Source organism: Citrobacter sp. Cs237, from assembly GCF_030332325.1.
Classification (GTDB): domain Bacteria; phylum Pseudomonadota; class Gammaproteobacteria; order Enterobacterales; family Enterobacteriaceae; genus Citrobacter_A; species Citrobacter_A sedlakii.
Genome location: NZ_JAOWIB010000109.1, coordinates 1 through 18,794, shown reverse-complemented (window position 1 = coordinate 18,794; position 18,794 = coordinate 1). Strand labels below are relative to the sequence as shown.

The following is an 18,794-nucleotide window of genomic DNA, read 5'->3' as shown; positions in this document are numbered from 1 at the left end:
ATTTACCGATCCTACGGAAAATTGAACATATGTCCAACTTTTTATTGAGCGCCGTGATTATCTGAATTCGTGGGTATCAGGGAAAACAAGACAGGAAAACAGCGCCATCCGACCAGCCAGCCGGATGGCGGGAATGAACTCAGCCCAGGTCGCCCCCGGCCACCGGCAGGGTCACACCGGTGATATAGCTCGCCTGGTCGCTTGCCAGAAACAATATCGCCTGCGCCTGTTCTTCAAGCGTGCCATAGCGGTGCATCAGGCTGCTGTCCAGGGTCTGATCCACAACCTGCTGATACCAGATTTTTTCCTGCGCGGTGGGCGTTTCGGTATTACGCGGCGTGACACGCTCTGGCGCCTCTGTTCCTCCCGGCGCCACGGCGTTTATCCGGATCCCCTGGTGGCTGTATTCCATGGCAATGGAGCGGGTTAAGGCATTGACCCCGCCTTTCGCTGCCGAATAAGGCACCCGATTCACCCCAGATGTCGCCACAGACGATACATTGACAATGCTGCCAGTCCCCTGTTTCAGCATCCACGGCAGCACTGCACGACAGCCCCACAGCGCAGGAAACAGAGAGCGGCGGATCTCCTTTTCGATCTGATCTGGCTGATAGTCGGCAAAAGGCCGCGCCCAGATCGTCCCGCCGACGTTATTAATCAATACGTCTATACGACCGAAATGTGCAACGCCTGCTCCGAAGGCCTGTTCGGTACTTTCCCACTGCTCAAGATCGGCCTCCAGCGCCAGCACCTGAACGCCCTCAGCGGTGAGTGTCGCAGCCAGTTCATGAACGTGACGGGAACGATCGATCAGTAACAGCGTTGCGCCCTCTTTTGCCGCCTGCTCTGCGGTCTGGCGACCAATCCCTTGCGCCGCGCCGGTAATCGCGACGACTTTAGTGTGAAATCGCATCCTGTTCTCCTTATGCCGCAGCGCTTTGACTGGCGATAAACTTCTCATACCAGAATCCGGCGGGATCGATTCCCCTTTCCCGCAGCGTAGCAGCGACCGCGTTGACCATCGGCGGCGGCCCGCACAGGTAAATATCCACATCCCCCTGATTCAGCAAGGCATCATTGAGATACGCGGTGACATAACCCCGCTGCGGACAGGCGCTGTCGGCATCCGCAACCACCGGTAGCCAGTGGAAATTGACCAGCGCCTCGCGAAATGCCTCCAGCCGGGCCGTTTTGACAAGATCAATGTCATAAGTCACGCCATACAACAGCGTCACCGGACGCTGACTTCCCTGCGCCGCCAGCGCTTCCAGCATGGAGAGCATGGGCGCCAGCCCGGTTCCGCCCGCCAGCATCAACAACGGACGCTCGCCGCCGCGCAGATAAAAACTGCCCATCGGGCCGCTGAGGGTCAGACGGTCGCCAGAACGTGCGCGCTGGGTCAGCCACTGGCTCATCAGCCCGCCCGGCACATTGCGGATCAAAAACCGGCATTCGCGGTTATCCGGCAGAGAACTGAATGAATAGGCGCGCACCTGGTTCGTGCCGGGAACCTGAATATTGACGTACTGTCCCGGCAAAAATGCCAGCGGTTCATCGGCGTCTATCACCAGTTCAAACGCCGTAGCCGACAGCGCGTCCACTGCCCGTACCGTCGCGTCCAGCGTCGTAAGCCCGGTTTTACACTGTGCGGCGGCAACAGGCACATCGATCACGCAGTCGCTGCACGGCACCATCTGGCAGGTCAGTACCTGTCTTGCCTGGGCTTCATCGTCGCTCAAAGCGTCTTCGATGAAATCGTCACCGAGGGCATATTCCCCACTGGCGCAATGACATTTACAGGTGCCGCAGACGCCATCTGAGCAATCCATTGGCAGATTAACCTTCTGCCGGTAAGCCGCATCAAGCACCTTTTCGCCCGCGTTGCACTGAATAAAACGGGTGATGCCGTCCTCAAAATTAAGGGCAATCGTAAAACTCATAAGCACCTCTTAAATGTGATACACGTCAATCACCTGACGGATATAGTCATTGTTCAGCCGCACTGTTTTACGCACAATTTGCGGGACGCCGCTTTCTTCAATCAGCGTGCAGTGCGTCGTGCCAAAATACGCATCGGTATGCTGATACCGGTGGCTGTAGGTCACCCAGTTGTAGCGCACCGCCAGGCCTTCCGCCGTTTCGCCCAACAGTTCGACATTCGCGATCATATGGGTGGTACGCGGTTCCGGCGTGCTGGCGCCGGACCGTTCCGTTTTGATGCGATACACCCGATCTTCCAGCCCCTCTCGGTTCGGGTAATAAATAAGCGAGATTTCACGCTGCGGATCGCGGGTCGGTTTATCATCATCTCCCCACGCGGGCATCCAGAACACCACGCCGGGGCTATAGCAGTTCAGCCACGCATCCCACTGGCGATCATCCAGCAACCGCGCTTCGTAATACAGAAACTGACGCACCTGTTCCAGGGTTAACATCAGACTACCTCCACGCGTTGGGTGATCGACTGCTCGTAACGTTGCCGCTCTTTTTCGACTGCCGCGAGCATCACGTTTTGCCAGTGATGGTGATGAGCGATGTACAGCGCCTCGTCTTCGGACTTCACCCCGCTCAACAGTGGCGTAAAACCGGCGTGACGGGCGTGCTCGTCCGGACCGTCGACCCAGTGCAGCGCGCCGCGGCTCAGATCGCTCCAGGCCAGATTTTCCCCCAGGTATCCACGCTGGCAGGCGCTGAACTCTTCGAGATCGTCAGGGGTTCCCATACCGCTGACATTAAAGAAATCCTCGTATTGACGAATACGTAGCGCCCGCGCTTGATCAGATTCCCCTTTTGGCGCGAAACACCAGATCGTGACTTCCGTTTTGTCTACCGCCAGAGGACGAATAACGCGAATTTGTGTCGAAAATTGATCCATCAGATAGACGTTGGGATACAGGCATAAATTGCGGGTTTCGTTGACCATCTGGTCCGCTCGCCGTTCTCCGAATGTCGCCTGAAGCCGCGCCCGATGATCATAAACCGGGCGCACTTCCGGGTTGATGGCGCGCGTCCAGAGCAGCATGTGGCCATTTTTAAAGCCATAGCCGCCACCGAGGCTTTTTGACCAGCCGTTGGCGTCCACCGCGCGCGTACCGTCCGCTTCATAGTTGCGTCGCGACATCGTCGAGGCATAGTTCCAGTGCACGACGCTGACATGGTAGCCGTCGGCGCCGTTTTCCGCTCCCAGCTTCCAGTTCCCTTCGTAGACATAGCTGGAAGACCCCTTCAGCACTTCCAGCCCTTCCGGCGCCTGGTCGACAATCAGATCGATGATTTTCCGTGTCTCGCCAAGATACTCCTCCAGCGGTTGTACCTCGTCATTGAGGCTACCGAATAAAAATCCACGATAAGACGCAAAGCGTGGCAGGGCTTTTAAATCATGCGATCCGTCCTGCTTAAAAGAGTCTGGATACCCGCCGGTACTTTCATCTTTAGCCTTAAGCAGCTTGCCGTTATTACTGAACGTCCAGCCATGAAACGGACAGGTAAACGAGTTTTTATTTCCGGTTTTACGTCGGCATAACATCGCGCCGCGGTGCGCACAGCTATTAATTAACGCATGGAGGGTCTGCTGCTTGTCGCGCGTAATAATAACGGGCTGGCGGCCCAGCGTCAGAGTATAATAATCGCCGGGTTGCGCGATCTGACTTTCATGCGCCAGAAATACCCAGTTGCCTTCGAATATATGCTTCATTTCAAAATCAAATAATTGGCTATCGGTAAAGATAGAGCGATGACAGCGATAAATATGGTTTTCCCGATCGACAATTAAGGCCTGGGAAATTTTATCTTTTAATGCCGAGAGCGTTTTTTGCATGTGTCTGGTCCTCCTGCATCATTCAGGATTAAGCATTCAGGGAATCTTTATTGGGCGGTGAATTATTCCAGCGCGCGCAGGCGAGTAATACGCTGTTCTTCTTCGGCGCGCTGCGCCTTGCAGAGCGTAAAGTCGAATCGCACCTCGGTATGTTCTCCTGCCAGTTGACGCTGCGCAATTAATGCGGGATCGGTAACCTTCACCGGATCGGCGATCAGACCATCGCGAGTGGCAAACGCAAAATCGTCCCACAGGTAGCGATCGCCATTAAGGTTAATCTGGCTGGTAAGGTGCTTAAAGCCCGGCGCAGAGACAAAGAAATGGATATGAGCAGGTCGGTTACCGTGGCGGCCCAGACGATCGAGTAACGCCTGGGTAGGGCCATCAGGAGGACAACCGTAGCCGGAAGGCAAAATACTCCGCACGCTGTAGCGTCCTTCCGCGTCGGTGCGAATACGGCGACGCAGGTTATATTCGCTCTGGCTGGGGTCGAAAAACGAATAGTTGCCGAGCGTATTGGCGTGCCAGATGTCCACGATCGCGCCTGCGACGGGGTGTCCCTGCACGTCTTTTACTTCACCGTACAGCCACATGACTTCTCCGTCGTCCAGACCGTCATCCATCCGGTCATGCCCGTCAGCCAGCGGCGCGTTTGCAACATACAGTGGCCCTTCAATGGTGCGTGGGGTTCCCGTTTCGGATGACTGGCTGGCTTCGATAGCTTCCTGGCGCAGATCGAGAAAATGCTCCAGACCCAATCCGGCCGCCAATAACGCCGCTTCCTTACGTCCGCCAAGTTCATGCAGATAATTCACCGCATGCCAGAATTCTTCCTGCGTCACATTGTAGTCGTCAATTAAGGTACAGATATTCGTGAGCAAGCGATGAATAATCGATTTAAAACGTTCGTTTCCATCGGTCGAGTTTAATCCGGCGCTTTCACGCAATAAATCCTGAACAGTGTGTTGGTTGATAAATGAATGGCTCATAATATTTCTCGCTTCTTATTTTCTGTAGGGTCATACCAGAACGATTTCCGGCGTTCGGCGTAAGGATTATTTATCGCTGTCATGAATCGACGACGGGTGGCGACACAGCGCTTCCACATGAATCTCCATGAAAGGATAAAGCGGCAACCCCATAAGTATTTGATGTAATTCTTCAGCATCCTGAACATCGAAAACGCTGATATTGGCGTACAGCCCTGCGACGCGCCAGATATGGCGCCATTTCCCTTCCCGTTGTAACCGTTGGGAATACGCTTTTTCGCGGGCTTTCATCTCTTCTTGTTCTTTAACCGGCAGTCCGTACGGAATATTGACGGTCATTTCCACTTTAAATAGCATGTTGACCTCCTGTTATTCCCGCTGTGCGCGGGCATAAAAGCGTAATTTATCCTCATCCAGTTCCACGCCCAGTCCTGGCGTTTGCGGCAGCGCCACGTGGCCATTCGCGAATGACAGCGGTACGCAGACAATGTCATCCTTCAGGAGCAGCGGCCCAAACATCTCCGTTCCCCACGGTAATGACAACGTCGACCAGGCGTGCAGCGACGCGACAGTGCCAATCGTTCCTTCCAGCATGGTGCCGCCATACAAACTGATTCCGGCAGCCTGCGCGACGTGCGCCAGTTTCAACACGCTGGCGGGACCACCCGCTTTGGCGATTTTTAACGCCCAGGCGCCGCTAAACCCCTGCTGTGCCAGACGGTAACCGTCAAAATGGCTGGCGACGGACTCGTCGGCCAGAATGGCGGCGTCAGTTTGCTGACTCAGGCGTACCAGCGCCGCGCTGTCCTGCGCGCTGACCGGTTGCTCAATCAGATCGACCCCCATCGCCGCCAGTTCCCGACAGCCTTTCGCGGCGACGGTCGCGTCCCATGCCTGATTGACATCTACCCGAATGCTGGCGCGATCGCCAAGCGCCTCGACAATGGCCCGCGTGTGGCCAAGATCGTCATCCAGCGCATTGGCGCCAATTTTCAGCTTAAACGCCTGGTGTCGACCTTCCTCCAGCAGTCGCTGCCCTTCGGCAATGTCGTTTGCGGTATTCCCGCTTGCCAGTGTCCAGAGTACGGGCAGCGCAGTATTCAGCGCGCCGCCCAGTAGCGCAGAAACGGGCAACCCAAGCGCTTTTCCCTGCGCATCCAGTAGCGCCGTTTCGAGGGCCGATTTCGCAAAAGTATTGCCCTTCACGGCTGCGTTCATCCGCGCCGTCAGCACATTGAGATTATCTGCGGGCTGACCTTTGAGCAGCGGAGTCAGATAATGGCTAATCGCAGACTGGATTGCCTCTGGACTCTCTACGCCGTAGCTCAGCCCGCCGATGGTTGTCGCCTCTCCCAGGCCCTGAATGCCGTCCGAACGGGTGATACGCACGATAACCAGACTCTGACAGCCCATCGTGGTCATCGATAATTTATGGGGGCGGATGGTCGGAACATCGACCAGCCAGCTTTCAATCTCTTCAACGGTTGCGCTCATCATTTCTTCCTGAGAATGCGTGTCATAACTTTTGCGATCGTCATCAATAACGAACGGTGACGGTGCTTTTGACAATAGGGGTCAGCCGGGAAGTGGGTCAACGGCGATAATCGAAATGGTGTGCGATTATCGGCGCGAATGTTACATTGAAGTTAATAATGTGATCCCCGTGGGAAAACGGGGATATTCCGCCTTCCGTCCCCACACGCGAGGTATAGTGAGTGCGCTATGGCTTCGAATTGCAGCGGAGAGGAATTCAATGAGCGATGAACATCAGCCGACGATCGGCACGCGACAGGCCGCATCGGACCCGAATTTCATGCTGTCGCTGGCGCGCGGTCTGGCGGTACTGAACGCCTTCACCCCGCAGCGTCAGCGCCTGACCATCTCACAACTCAGTCAAAAGACGCAGATTTCACGCGCCGCGGTCAGGCGTTGTCTGTACACTCTCGCCGCACTTGGCATGGTGCACACGCCTGATGGCCGCAGCTATGAGCTGCTTCCGCGCGTTCTGGCCGTAGGCCATGCCTATTTGGCCGGTACGCCGCTGGCGAAAGTGGCGCAGGCGGCATTAGATGACCTTGCCAGAACGCTCGGCGAGTCGTGCTCTGCGGCCACGCTGGACGGCGACAACGTGCTTTACATCGCCCGGGCAGCCATGAACAATTTGCTCAGCGTCGATATCGGGCGCGGGAGTCGTTTACCGGCGTGGGCTACGTCAATGGGACGGGTACTGCTAAGCGCGCTGCCGGAAGAGCAGTTAGAGGTGACACTGTCACGAGCAAGTTTACTGCGTTATACCCCGTATACCCTTTGCGATCGTTCTGCGCTACGCGATGAAATCAGACGGGTGCGGATGCAGGGGTACGCGCTCGCCGATCGTCAGATCGAAGTGGGCTTATGCTCGCTGGCGGTACCGCTGCTTTCGCGTAGCGGCACCCTTGTCGCCGCGTTAAACGTCGGCGTACCGGCTTCATCGATGAGCGCCGACGCACTAAAGCTAAAAGCCCTCGCGCCCTTGCGTCGCGCTGCGATGGAGCTGTCGCTTAAGCTATAAACTGCCGTAATTGAACAGGCGTCCAGCTTTTTGTTACACTGCCATTTTTCAGGAAGATACAGGTACATATGGGCTATCTGCATAAAGATGAGCGTCGTGAAGTGATTTTGCAGGCGGCAATGCGCGTGGGGCTGGAAGATGGGTTTAAAGCCATGACGGTCCGACGTATTGCCACCGAGGCGAAAGTCGCCGCTGGTCAGGTACATCATCACTTTACCTCTGCCGGCGATCTGAAATCGCAAGCATTTGTGCGCATTATCAGTACGTTGCTTGACGCAGACGTCCCGGGCGAAGATGCCAGCTGGCGCGCGCGCCTGCATGCTATGCTTGGCAGCGACGACGGCGGTTTCGAACCTTATATCAAACTCTGGCGTGAAGCGCAGATCCTTGCCGACCAGGACGCGGATATCAAAAGCGCCTACCTGCTCACTATGCGCATGTGGCATGAAAAGACCACGGCCATTATTGAAGGTGGACTGGCAGAAGGGGAATTCTCGACGGCAGATGGCCCTGCGGATATTGCCTGGCGTTTGATTGCCCTGGTGTGCGGCCTGGATGGCATGTATGTGCTTGGTCTTCAGGAAATGGCGGATCCCGCTTTTGAACGTCATCTGGATCGTATGATCAGCCTGGAGCTGTTTTCCTGAACCGTAGATGTAAAAACAGTACATCTTTTATTTACATTTAGTAACACTTAAGCAACTTTTTCTTCCCCTTCGCGCCGCCCGGTTGCGCGTTTTCTATCTATCCTTTCATCAATATTCCTAAAAACATCAATAAATTCTAAAAAGGGCGAATGCACAGCGTGCGTTATGCGCCCTTTGGCCTGCTTTTTTATTTTTTTATGAACGACATGTGCATGCGAGGGGCAATATGGCGCTACAAAATGAGAAAAATAATCGTTATCTCTTGAGTGACTGGAAGCCTGAAAATCCCGCTTTCTGGGAACATAAAGGAAAACACATCGCACGACGAAATCTCTGGATTTCAGTGGCTTGTCTGTTACTTGCCTTCTGTGTCTGGATGCTTTTTAGCGCGGTGGCGGTCAATCTCAATAAAATTGGTTTTAATTTCACCACCGATCAATTGTTTTTATTAACGGCATTACCCTCTCTCTCTGGCGCAATATTACGCGTCCCCTACTCCTTTATGGTGCCTATATTTGGCGGACGTCGCTGGACGGTTTTCAGCACCGCGATCCTGATTATTCCCTGCGTCTGGCTCGGTTTTGCCGTTCAGAACCCGAATACCCCTTTCGGGGTGTTTATTATTATTGCGCTGCTCTGTGGATTTGCCGGGGCCAACTTTGCTTCCAGCATGGGCAATATCAGCTTCTTTTTTCCAAAGGCGAAACAGGGAAGCGCGCTGGGCGTTAACGGAGGGTTGGGCAACCTCGGGGTGAGCGTAATGCAGTTGGTCGCGCCGCTGGTGATCTTCTTGCCCCTTTTCACCTTCCTCGGCGTGCAGGGCGTTCCGCAGCCTGACGGCAGTTTGCTCTCCCTGGCGAATGCCGCGTGGATCTGGGTGCCGCTACTGGCTATCGCCACTGTCGCCGCCTGGGTAGGCACCAACGATATCGCCAGTTCAAAAGCCTCCATCGCCTCGCAGTTACCGGTGCTCAAGCGTTTTCATCTTTGGCTGCTCAGCCTGCTGTATCTGGCGACCTTCGGCTCGTTTATCGGTTTTTCAGCAGGCTTTGCCATGCTGTCCAAAACGCAGTTTCCGGATGTCGACATTCTGAATCTGGCGTTTTTCGGCCCGTTTATCGGCGCACTGGCGCGCTCTGCTGGCGGTGTGATTTCCGATAAGTTCGGCGGCGTTCGCGTGACGCTGATCAACTTCATCTTTATGGCGCTGTTTTCCGCGCTGCTGTTCCTGACGTTGCCCGGTACAGGTTCAGGAAGTTTTATCGCCTTCTACCTCGTCTTTATGGGGCTATTTTTCACGGCGGGCCTGGGCAGCGGCTCCACCTTCCAGATGATTGCCGTGATCTTCCGCCAGCTCACCCTTTACAAAGTCAAACTTCGCGGCGGCACAGATGAGCAGGCGCAGCGTGAAGCGGTGACCGATACCGCGGCGGCATTGGGCTTTATTTCCGCCATCGGCGCGGTCGGCGGCTTCTTTATCCCGAAAGCCTTTGGTACGTCACTGGCAATGACCGGCTCCCCCGTCGGCGCCATGAAAATTTTTCTGGTGTTCTACATCGTCTGCGTACTGGTGACCTGGCTGGTCTACGGTCGCCGCAAACCCACACAACAATAACAACATATTCATCGCTGTTATCAGGCCGGAGAAGGCGCTTGCCCCATCCTCCGGCTTGCAGAACGACGGCAACATTATCGAAGCAGGAGAAATGTCATGAGCAAGCTGTTGGATCGCTTCCGCTATTTTAAATCTAAGGGCGACACCTTCGCTGACGGTCACGGTCAGGTGATGCACACCAACCGCGACTGGGAAGACAGTTATCGTCAACGCTGGCAGTTCGACAAGATTGTACGTTCCACCCACGGGGTGAACTGTACCGGCTCCTGTAGCTGGAAAATTTATGTGAAAAACGGCCTGGTCACCTGGGAAGTCCAGCAGACCGACTATCCGCGTACCCGTCCGGATCTGCCCAACCACGAACCGCGCGGTTGCCCACGCGGGGCCAGCTATTCGTGGTATTTATACAGTGCCAATCGTCTGAAGTACCCGTTAGTGCGCAAGCGCCTGATCGAACTGTGGCGCGAAGCGTTGACCCAGTGCAGCGACCCGGTACTGGCCTGGGAATCGATCATGAACGACCCGCAGAAATGCATGAGTTACAAACAGGTGCGCGGGCGTGGCGGATTTATCCGATCCAACTGGAAAGAGTTGAATCAACTGATCGCGGCGGCCAACGTCTGGACGATAAAAACCTACGGTCCGGACCGCGTTGCCGGATTTTCGCCGATCCCGGCCATGTCGATGGTGTCCTATGCCGCCGGAACCCGTTATCTCTCGCTGCTCGGCGGGACCTGCCTGAGCTTCTACGACTGGTATTGCGACCTGCCGCCTGCATCGCCCATGACGTGGGGCGAACAGACCGATGTGCCGGAATCCGCCGACTGGTACAACTCCAGCTACATCATTGCCTGGGGGTCAAACGTCCCCCAGACCCGAACCCCGGACGCCCACTTCTTTACCGAAGTCCGCTACAAAGGCACGAAAACCGTTGCCATTACGCCTGACTTCTCGGAGGTCGCCAAGCTGAGCGATCAGTGGCTGGCGCCGAAGCAAGGCACCGACAGCGCGCTGGCGATGGCGATGGGCCACGTCATTCTCAAAGAGTTCCATCTCGATAACCCCAGCGACTACTTCCTCAACTATTGCCGCCGCTATACCGACATGCCGATGCTGGTTTTGCTGGATGCGCGCGAAGATGGCAGCTTCGTTCCGGGCCGCATGATGCGTGCGTCCGATTTGGTCGGCGGTCTCGGCGAAGCCAACAATCCGGAATGGAAAACCGTGGCATACAACAGCGCCGGTGAGTTAGTTGCGCCCAACGGCTCAATTGGCTTCCGCTGGGGTGAAAAAGGCAAATGGAACCTCGAGCCGCTGGCGGCAGGCCACGAAACCGAACTGACGCTGTCGCTGCTCGGTCAACATGACGAGGTCCTGGGGGTGTCGTTCCCCTATTTCGGGGGGAACGAAAACCCGCATTTCCGTAGCGTGAAGCAGGAACCGGTGTTGGTCCGTCAGTTGCCAGTGAAACGCCTGACGCTTGCTGACGGCAGCAGTTGTCCGGTGGTAAGCGTCTATGATCTGGTGCTCGCCAACTACGGCCTCGATCGTGGGCTGGACGATGCGTACGGCGCGAAAGATTATGCGGAAGTGAAAGCCTATACGCCCGCCTGGGCGGAACAGATCACCGGCGTACCGCGTTACCATATTGAAACCATTGCCCGCGAATTTGCCGATACGGCGCATAAAACCCACGGGCGTTCGATGATTATCCTCGGTGCCGGCGTTAACCACTGGTATCACATGGACATGAACTACCGCGGAATGATCAACATCCTCGTGTTCTGCGGCTGTGTCGGACAAAGCGGCGGCGGCTGGGCGCACTACGTCGGCCAGGAAAAACTGCGTCCGCAGACTGGCTGGCTGCCGCTGGCCTTCGCGCTGGACTGGAACCGTCCGCCGCGCCAGATGAACAGCACCTCATTCTTCTATAATCACGCCAGCCAGTGGCGTTATGAGAAACTCACTGCGCAGGAGCTTCTCTCACCGTTAGCCGACCCGGCGAAATTTACCGGCCATTTAATTGACTTCAACGTGCGGGCTGAGCGTATGGGCTGGCTGCCGTCCGCGCCGCAGCTCAATCTTAACCCGCTGACGCTAAAAACCCGTGCGGAAAAAGCCGGTCAGTCACCCGTGGATTACACCGTGCAGGCGCTAAAATCGGGCGATATCCGCTTTGCCTGCGAACAGCCGGACAGCGGCAATAACCACCCGCGCAACCTGTTTGTCTGGCGCTCGAACCTCCTCGGCTCATCCGGCAAAGGGCATGAATACATGCTCAAATATTTGCTCGGGACCGAAAGCGGCATTCAGGGTGAAGCGCTCGGCTCTAGCGAGGGGATTAAGCCGGAAGAAGTGGAATGGCAGTCTGCCGCCATTGAAGGCAAGCTGGATCTGCTGGTCACGCTCGACTTTCGAATGTCCAGCACCTGCCTGTTCTCCGATATCGTGTTGCCGACCGCCACCTGGTACGAAAAAGATGATATGAACACGTCGGATATGCACCCGTTTATTCACCCGCTGTCGGCGGCGGTGGATCCCGCCTGGGAATCGCGCAGCGACTGGGAGATCTACAAGGGCATCGCTAAGGTCTTTTCCGAGGTGTGTGTCGGCCATCTGGGTCAGGAAACCGACGTGGTGTTGCAGCCGTTGCAGCACGACTCCCCGGCAGAATTGTCGCAACCGTTTGATATCCTCGACTGGCGCAAAAACGAGTGCGATCTGATCCCCGGCAAAACCGCGCCCAACCTGGTGGTCGTGGAACGCGACTACCCCGCCACTTACGAGCGCTTCACCTCGCTCGGCCCGCTGATGGATAAACTGGGCAACGGCGGCAAGGGCATCACCTGGAATACCGAGGCGGAAGTCGAATTCCTCGGTAAACTGAACTATACCAAGCGCGAAGGCCCGGCTAAAGGCCGACCGCGGATCGACACCGCGCTGGACGCGTCCGAAGTGATCCTTGCGCTGGCGCCGGAAACCAACGGTCAGGTGGCGGTGAAAGCGTGGGAAGCGCTCGGCGCGATGACCGGGCGCGAACATACCCATCTGGCGCTGAATAAAGAAGATGAGAAGATCCGTTTTCGTGATATTCAGGCGCAGCCGCGCAAAATCATCTCCAGCCCCACCTGGTCCGGTCTGGAAAGCGAACATGTCTCTTATAACGCGGGTTACACCAACGTCCACGAACTGATCCCCTGGCGCACCCTTTCTGGCCGCCAGCAATTGTATCAGGATCATCAGTGGATGCGCGCATTCGGTGAAAGCCTTGTCGCCTATCGACCGCCGATAGACACCCGCAGCGTCAGCGAAATGCGCGAGATCCCGCCCAACGGCTTCCCGGAAAAAGCGCTCAACTTCCTGACGCCCCATCAGAAATGGGGCATCCACTCTACGTATAGCGAAAACCTGCTCATGCTGACGCTGTCACGTGGGGGACCGATTGTCTGGATCAGCGAAACCGACGCCCGCGAGCTGGGCATTGAAGACAACGACTGGATTGAAGCCTTCAACGCCAACGGCGCACTGACCGCTCGCGCGGTGGTCAGCCAGCGTGTACCGCCGGGGATGACCATGATGTATCACGCCCAGGAACGCATCATGAATATTCCGGGGTCAGAAATTACCGGGATGCGTGGCGGTATTCATAACTCGGTAACCCGCGTCTGTCCGAAACCCACACACATGATCGGCGGCTACGCTCAACTGGCCTATGGCTTTAACTACTATGGCACCGTCGGCTCTAACCGCGACGAGTTCATCATGATTCGAAAAATGAAAAATATCGACTGGCTGGATGATGAAGGTCGCAATCAGGTACAGGAGGCGAAAAAATGAAAATACGCTCACAGGTTGGGATGGTGCTTAACCTCGATAAATGCATTGGCTGCCACACCTGCTCTGTCACCTGTAAAAACGTCTGGACCGGACGTGAAGGGATGGAATACGCATGGTTTAACAACGTCGAAACCAAACCGGGTATCGGGTATCCGAAAAACTGGGAAGATCAGGAGGAGTGGCAAGGCGGCTGGGTTCGCGACGTGAACGGTAAAATACGTCCGCGCATGGGCGGAAAAATGGGCGTCATCACCAAAATCTTCGCAAACCCGGTTGTGCCGCAGATAGACGACTACTATGAGCCCTTTACTTTTGACTATCAGCACCTGCACAGCGCGCCGGAGGGTAAACACCAGCCGACCGCCCGCCCGCGCTCGTTGATTGACGGTAAGCGGATGGACAAAATCATCTGGGGGCCAAACTGGGAAGAACTGCTTGGCGGCGAGTTTGAAAAGCGCGCCCGTGACCGTAACTTCGACAAGATCCAGAAGGAAATGTACGGGCAGTTTGAAAACACCTTCATGATGTATCTGCCCCGCCTTTGCGAACATTGTCTGAACCCAAGCTGCGTCGCCACTTGCCCGAGCGGCGCGATCTATAAGCGTGAAGAAGACGGCATCGTGCTGATCGACCAGGACAAGTGCCGCGGCTGGCGTCTGTGCATTAGCGGCTGCCCGTACAAAAAAATCTACTTCAACTGGAAAAGCGGCAAGTCTGAGAAATGCATCTTCTGCTATCCGCGCATTGAGTCCGGGCAGCCAACCGTGTGTTCTGAAACCTGTGTTGGGCGCATTCGCTACCTCGGCGTGTTGCTGTATGACGCAGATCGCATCGAAGAAGCCGCCAGCACCGAGCATGAAACCGATCTGTACGAGCGTCAGTGCGACGTGTTCCTGAACCCGAACGACCCGGCGGTGATTGAAGAGGCCTTGAAACAGGGTATTCCGCAGAACGTAATCGACGCGGCGCAGCGTTCCCCTGTCTATAAAATGGCGATGGACTGGAAACTGGCGTTGCCGCTGCATCCGGAATACCGCACCTTGCCGATGGTCTGGTACGTCCCGCCGCTGTCGCCGATTCAGTCTTACGCCGACGCCGGAGGGCTGCCGCCGTCAAATGGCGTACTTCCGGCGATCGAAAGCCTGCGCATTCCGGTGCAGTACCTTGCGAATATGCTCAGCGCAGGCGATACCGGCCCGGTGCTGCGCGCCCTGAAGCGCATGATGGCCATGCGTCATTACATGCGTTCGCAAACAGTGGAAGGCGTGACGGATACCCGCGCCATTGAGGAAGTGGGCCTGAGCGTCGAACAGGTCGAGGAGATGTATCGCTATCTGGCGATCGCCAACTACGAAGACCGTTTCGTGATCCCGACCAGCCATCGCGAGATGGCGCGCGACGCCTTCCCCGAGCGCAACGGCTGCGGCTTTACCTTTGGCGACGGCTGCCACGGTTCCGACACCAAGTTCAACCTGTTCAACAGTAGCCGCATTGACGCCATCAACATCACCGAAGTGCGTGATAAAGCGGAGGGAGAATAATGCAAATCCTCAAAGCGATCGGTCTGTTGATGGAATACCCGGATGAGTTTCTCTGGGAATGCAAAGACGAAGTGCTGGCGATGGTGCGTCACGACGCGCCTGCGCTCAACGGCTTCGCCACGGACATGCTCAACGCCCCGCTGCTGGATAAGCAGGCCGAATGGTGTGAGGTCTTTGACCGGGGCCGCGCCACGTCGCTGCTGCTGTTTGAACATGTCCACGCCGAGTCCCGCGATCGCGGCCAGGCGATGGTCGATCTGATGACCCAGTACGAGAAAGTGGGTCTGCAACTCGACTGTCGCGAACTTCCCGACCATTTGCCGCTGTATCTCGAATATCTCAGCATTTTGTCGGAAGCCGACGCGCGCGAAGGTCTGCAAAACGTCGCGCCGATTCTGGCGTTACTGGGAGGGAGGCTGAAACAGCGCGGCGCCCCGTGGTATCAATTATTCGATGCCCTGCTGAACCTCGCCGGAAGCCCACTTTCAAGTGACAGCGTCACGCCACAGGTAACGCAAGAAAGCCGTGATGACACTCGTCAGGCGCTTGATGCCGTCTGGGAAGAAGAACAGGTAAAGTTTATTGAAGATAACGCCACAGCCTGTGACAGCTCACCGTTACAGCAATATCAACGACGCTTTAGCCAGGACGTGGCGCCGCAGTACGTCGACGTCAGTGCGGGAGGCCCGAAATGATACAGTACCTGAACGTCTTTTTTTACGATATCTACCCTTACATCTGCGCGACCGTTTTTTTTCTCGGCAGTTGGCTGCGGTATGATTATGGTCAGTACACCTGGCGCGCCTCGTCCAGCCAGATGCTGGATAAGCGCGGCATGGTGGTCTGGTCGAACCTGTTCCACATCGGCATACTCGGCATTTTCTTCGGCCATCTTTTCGGCATGTTGACACCGCACTGGATGTACGCCTGGTTTTTGCCGATCGCGGTCAAACAGCAAATGGCGATGGTTCTCGGCGGCGTGTGCGGTGTACTGACGCTCATTGGCGGCGCTGGTTTGCTCTGGCGTCGTCTCACCAACCAGCGCGTCCGCGCCACCTCGACCACGCCTGACATTATCATCATGAGCATCCTGCTGATCCAGTGCCTGCTTGGGCTGAGTACTATTCCGTTTTCAGCCCAATATCCTGACGGCAGTGAAATGATGAAGCTGGTTGGCTGGGCACAGAGTATCGTCACCTTCCGTGGCGGCTCGTCAGAAATGCTTAATGGCGTTGCCTTTGTTTTCCGCGTCCATCTGGTGTTGGGGATGACCATTTTTCTGCTGTTCCCGTTCACCCGTCTGGTACACGTCTGGAGCGCGCCGTTTGAATATTTTACCCGCCGATACCAGATAGTCCGTTCTCGCCGATAAGTTTTTTCGCCCGGTAGCGCCTCGCCTGCCGGGTTTATTTCCTTAAGTATCATTTTCTGTTTCCTTAACACGGCGGCGCTGTATTTAAGAAATGACGAAGATTGATGTGCCACAGTTGAAAATTCTCTTAAATACCTTAAATATCGCATCTCTGACCAGCACTCAGCGCCCGCCTGAGCCATTAATGCTGGCAACGAGTTAAAATCATTTCATTTGCCTTCGCTTAAGCAGAATTAGACAATTTTCCTGCCGTTCTACCTTTCTTTCTATGAAATAAATAACAGACGCCAGGACTGGTGTCTTATCTACGCATTACTCAAGGATACTGGAATTTATCTATGAAGATACCTGCCTTATCACCCCAAATTAAACCCAAAAAAATTGCTTTATTATTAAGTGCATTATTAGCCACTACAACCTTTTCTGCTTTTTCCGCGCCAGTAAAATATACTCTCGACGCCAGCACGCCCAGCGACCAACGCACGGTGAATATCACCAATGGGGATGAAATCTCAAGAATTGATATTAACGTTGCTGATGGTCGCGTTGATTTCGCCGACAATATCACAATGAACAGTACCGGCGTAGTTAACGCAACAGGTTCCCGAAACGTCTGGTTCGCTTATCTTAAAGCCGGTGAGATAAATCTGGGTAATCATTTTACCCTTAACTTCGACCCGCGCACGAATGGGACCTATTCGACTTCCGATGGTATTGCCCTGTACGGCACCGGCAAACTGACCGCCGAAAATTACACCTTCATTAACATGAATGACAGCGAAGAATCGGACGGGCTGTACGTTGGCGATAATGCCCGGGCCGACCTGAAAGGCCTGACCACCATCAGAGGCGGCGGTATCAGCGCCGGATCGCAGGGGATTTTAAACGCCGAGAATATTGATATCGCGTATACCCGTCCCGGCATCCGTGAATCTGGCGACTCAACCGATACCGGCATGGCTTTATGGGGCGGGAAAGTCACCGTCACCGGTAACACCACCATTAATATTGTCTCCCCCACCTTTTATCTGGAAGGGATTCGCACGTATACCGACCTGGAGTTGGCCGGACATACGGATATTCAGTTAACCAGTAATTCAACTGACCGCTACTCTGATGTCACAGGCATCCTTATTTTCGACTCGTTCACCAGTTCCTCCCTGAGCGGTAAGCGTGTCTTCAACGATGTCAGCATCAAAATTAAAAGCACCACCGAGGAAGGCTACGCTGATGGCCTGACATACCTCGGCGGCAACGGTAAACATACCGATCTGATTATCAATAAAATTGATATTGATAGCTCGGGAAATGATATTGTCCGCGGTATTTATTTGTGGGGTGACGATCCTGCTGAGACGGCTACGCATCGTATCAACGATGCGAAAATAACGTTATCCGGCAATGATAAGGCAACGCTGTGGGGCTTTTTTAGCGCCAACGTGAATCAGGATGACGGTATCGTGCAATGGGACGCCGATACGATCGTCGGCAACATCGCCATTACCTCTGAGGGGGGTAAAGAGTCATATCTGCTTTATCAGGCGGACGCCCTGTTTACTGGCGATGTCATTTTAGGCGATCGGAACGCCTACGAGTCTGTCGCCGATACGCTGTACTCCATTTATGGACGCTGGGGTTCAACGGATATCACTAACAATAATAAGCTGGTTGCATGGGGTAAAATGCTGGTCCGCGGCGACCATGCGATTAACATTGTCTCTGGCGATAACTCCTACATTTATGGCGACACGGCTATTGAAGAACAAGGTTCCATCAATATGGAACTGAATGGTAGCAACAGCCGCTGGGATATGATTGCCAACTCTACACTGACCACGCTGACCCTGAACGACGCCACGCTGAATTTTATGCCTGGCGACACCGCCTCCCGCACGCTGACCCGCGACGCGGCAACGTTCAAAACCCTGACGGTGAACGGTGATTACGCCGGTAATAACGGTAATCTCGTGATGAACACCCAACTGGGCGATGATGCCTCACCCACCGACAAGCTGGTTGTGCAGGGCAATACCTCCGGTAACACGAACGTGACGGTGCTGAACGCGGGCGGCGCAGGCGGCCTGACAACGAACGGTATCGAACTGATCAGTGTGGCGGGTAATTCTGACGGCGTGTTTACCCAAAACGGACGTATCGTGGCGGGTGCCTATGACTACACCCTGGCGCGTGGTGAAGGCCAGAACGACAAGAACTGGTATCTGACCAGCGCGCTATCGACAGAACCGCAACCAGAGCCGCAAGAGCCGCTGGCGCCTGTTGATCCGGTAGAGCCTTCCCCAACCCCGCGCGAAAACGCGGTGCGTCCGGAAGCCGGTCTGTACGGCATGAACCTGCAGGCGGCGAACACGATGTTTAACACCCGTCTGCACGACCGCCTGGGCGAAACCCACTACGTCGACGCCCT

15 protein-coding genes are annotated in these 18,794 nt (G+C 55.4%); 8 read left to right on the top strand and 7 right to left on the bottom strand.

Translation table 11 applies throughout. The features are described from left to right. Positions 1 to 139: 139 nt before the first annotated feature. From benD to OGY07_RS20150, 7 genes are all read right to left on the bottom strand, one after another. Positions 140 to 913, bottom strand: coding sequence for a benzoate diol dehydrogenase BenD (benD, locus tag OGY07_RS20180; RefSeq protein WP_286602758.1), 774 nt, complete (start codon positions 911 to 913; stop codon positions 140 to 142). Positions 914 to 923: 10 nt separating this feature from the next. Continuing rightward, the gene (gene benC / locus OGY07_RS20175; RefSeq protein WP_200033257.1) at positions 924 to 1,940 is read right to left on the bottom strand and encodes a benzoate 1,2-dioxygenase electron transfer component BenC; all 1,017 of its coding nucleotides are present in this window, start codon (positions 1,938 to 1,940) and stop codon (positions 924 to 926) included. Between the two features lie 9 nt (positions 1,941 to 1,949). Then, positions 1,950 to 2,435, bottom strand: coding sequence for a benzoate 1,2-dioxygenase small subunit (benB, locus tag OGY07_RS20170; RefSeq protein WP_042283068.1), 486 nt, complete (start codon positions 2,433 to 2,435; stop codon positions 1,950 to 1,952). Beyond that, positions 2,435 to 3,817 carry a Rieske 2Fe-2S domain-containing protein gene (locus tag OGY07_RS20165; RefSeq protein WP_042283071.1) on the bottom strand — a complete coding sequence of 461 codons (1,383 nt, stop codon included), beginning with the start codon at positions 3,815 to 3,817 and terminating at the stop codon, positions 2,435 to 2,437. The genes benB and OGY07_RS20165 overlap by 1 nt, the downstream gene beginning before the upstream one ends. Positions 3,818 to 3,879: 62 nt before the next feature. Next, positions 3,880 to 4,806: a catechol 1,2-dioxygenase gene (gene catA, locus OGY07_RS20160; RefSeq protein WP_042283073.1), complete on the bottom strand. Its 927-nt coding sequence runs from the start codon at positions 4,804 to 4,806 to the stop codon at positions 3,880 to 3,882. 66 nt (positions 4,807 to 4,872) lie between these two features. Next, entirely contained in the window at positions 4,873 to 5,163 is a 291-nt protein-coding gene (gene catC, locus OGY07_RS20155) for a muconolactone Delta-isomerase (protein ID WP_042283075.1), read from the bottom strand. A gap of 12 nt (positions 5,164 to 5,175) precedes the next feature. Continuing rightward, complete coding sequence (locus tag OGY07_RS20150; RefSeq protein WP_200033446.1) at positions 5,176 to 6,348, bottom strand: muconate cycloisomerase family protein; 1,173 nt, start codon at positions 6,346 to 6,348, stop codon at positions 5,176 to 5,178. Between the two features lie 211 nt (positions 6,349 to 6,559). Here OGY07_RS20150 and OGY07_RS20145 point away from each other — a divergent pair, with 211 nt between their 5' ends. From OGY07_RS20145 to OGY07_RS20110, 8 genes are all read left to right on the top strand, one after another. Then, positions 6,560 to 7,357 carry an IclR family transcriptional regulator domain-containing protein gene (locus OGY07_RS20145; protein ID WP_042283082.1) on the top strand — a complete coding sequence of 266 codons (798 nt, stop codon included), beginning with the start codon at positions 6,560 to 6,562 and terminating at the stop codon, positions 7,355 to 7,357. A gap of 68 nt (positions 7,358 to 7,425) precedes the next feature. Next, positions 7,426 to 8,004: a TetR family transcriptional regulator gene (locus tag OGY07_RS20140; RefSeq protein ID WP_042283084.1), complete on the top strand. Its 579-nt coding sequence runs from the start codon at positions 7,426 to 7,428 to the stop codon at positions 8,002 to 8,004. Positions 8,005 to 8,230: 226 nt separating this feature from the next. Continuing rightward, entirely contained in the window at positions 8,231 to 9,619 is a 1,389-nt protein-coding gene (locus OGY07_RS20135; protein ID WP_286602750.1) for a NarK family nitrate/nitrite MFS transporter, read from the top strand. A 96-nt stretch (positions 9,620 to 9,715) separates the two neighbouring features. After that, positions 9,716 to 13,456, top strand: coding sequence for a nitrate reductase subunit alpha (locus OGY07_RS20130; protein WP_286602748.1), 3,741 nt, complete (start codon positions 9,716 to 9,718; stop codon positions 13,454 to 13,456). Then, on the top strand, positions 13,453 to 14,997 hold the full coding sequence (gene narH / locus OGY07_RS20125) for a nitrate reductase subunit beta (RefSeq protein ID WP_042283092.1): 1,545 nt from the start codon (positions 13,453 to 13,455) through the stop codon (positions 14,995 to 14,997). Before OGY07_RS20130 ends, narH begins: the two co-directional genes overlap by 4 nt. Beyond that, the gene (gene narW, locus OGY07_RS20120) at positions 14,997 to 15,692 is read left to right on the top strand and encodes a nitrate reductase molybdenum cofactor assembly chaperone (protein ID WP_060569792.1); all 696 of its coding nucleotides are present in this window, start codon (positions 14,997 to 14,999) and stop codon (positions 15,690 to 15,692) included. The genes narH and narW overlap by 1 nt, the downstream gene beginning before the upstream one ends. Next, entirely contained in the window at positions 15,689 to 16,369 is a 681-nt protein-coding gene (narI, locus tag OGY07_RS20115) for a respiratory nitrate reductase subunit gamma (protein WP_042283097.1), read from the top strand. Before narW ends, narI begins: the two co-directional genes overlap by 4 nt. Before the next feature lie 338 nt (positions 16,370 to 16,707). Beyond that, the coding region (locus OGY07_RS20110) for an autotransporter outer membrane beta-barrel domain-containing protein (RefSeq protein WP_286602743.1) at positions 16,708 to 18,794 on the top strand (2,087 nt) is incomplete at its 3' end.

What these genes read in the sequence shown, in the direction of transcription:
- narW (WP_060569792.1), top strand. Translation starts at nt 14,997, where the DNA reads ATGCAAATCCTCAAAGCGATCGGTCTGTTGATGGAATACCCGGATGAG.
- OGY07_RS20130 (WP_286602748.1), top strand. Translation starts at nt 9,716, where the DNA reads ATGAGCAAGCTGTTGGATCGCTTCCGCTATTTTAAATCTAAGGGCGAC.
- OGY07_RS20135 (WP_286602750.1), top strand. Translation starts at nt 8,231, where the DNA reads ATGGCGCTACAAAATGAGAAAAATAATCGTTATCTCTTGAGTGACTGG.
- catC (WP_042283075.1), bottom strand. Translation starts at nt 5,163, where the DNA reads ATGCTATTTAAAGTGGAAATGACCGTCAATATTCCGTACGGACTGCCG.
- narH (WP_042283092.1), top strand. Translation starts at nt 13,453, where the DNA reads ATGAAAATACGCTCACAGGTTGGGATGGTGCTTAACCTCGATAAATGC.
- OGY07_RS20140 (WP_042283084.1), top strand. Translation starts at nt 7,426, where the DNA reads ATGGGCTATCTGCATAAAGATGAGCGTCGTGAAGTGATTTTGCAGGCG.
- benD (WP_286602758.1), bottom strand. Translation starts at nt 913, where the DNA reads ATGCGATTTCACACTAAAGTCGTCGCGATTACCGGCGCGGCGCAAGGG.
- narI (WP_042283097.1), top strand. Translation starts at nt 15,689, where the DNA reads ATGATACAGTACCTGAACGTCTTTTTTTACGATATCTACCCTTACATC.
- OGY07_RS20165 (WP_042283071.1), bottom strand. Translation starts at nt 3,817, where the DNA reads ATGCAAAAAACGCTCTCGGCATTAAAAGATAAAATTTCCCAGGCCTTA.
- benB (WP_042283068.1), bottom strand. Translation starts at nt 2,435, where the DNA reads ATGTTAACCCTGGAACAGGTGCGTCAGTTTCTGTATTACGAAGCGCGG.
- benC (WP_200033257.1), bottom strand. Translation starts at nt 1,940, where the DNA reads ATGAGTTTTACGATTGCCCTTAATTTTGAGGACGGCATCACCCGTTTT.
- OGY07_RS20145 (WP_042283082.1), top strand. Translation starts at nt 6,560, where the DNA reads ATGAGCGATGAACATCAGCCGACGATCGGCACGCGACAGGCCGCATCG.
- catA (WP_042283073.1), bottom strand. Translation starts at nt 4,806, where the DNA reads ATGAGCCATTCATTTATCAACCAACACACTGTTCAGGATTTATTGCGT.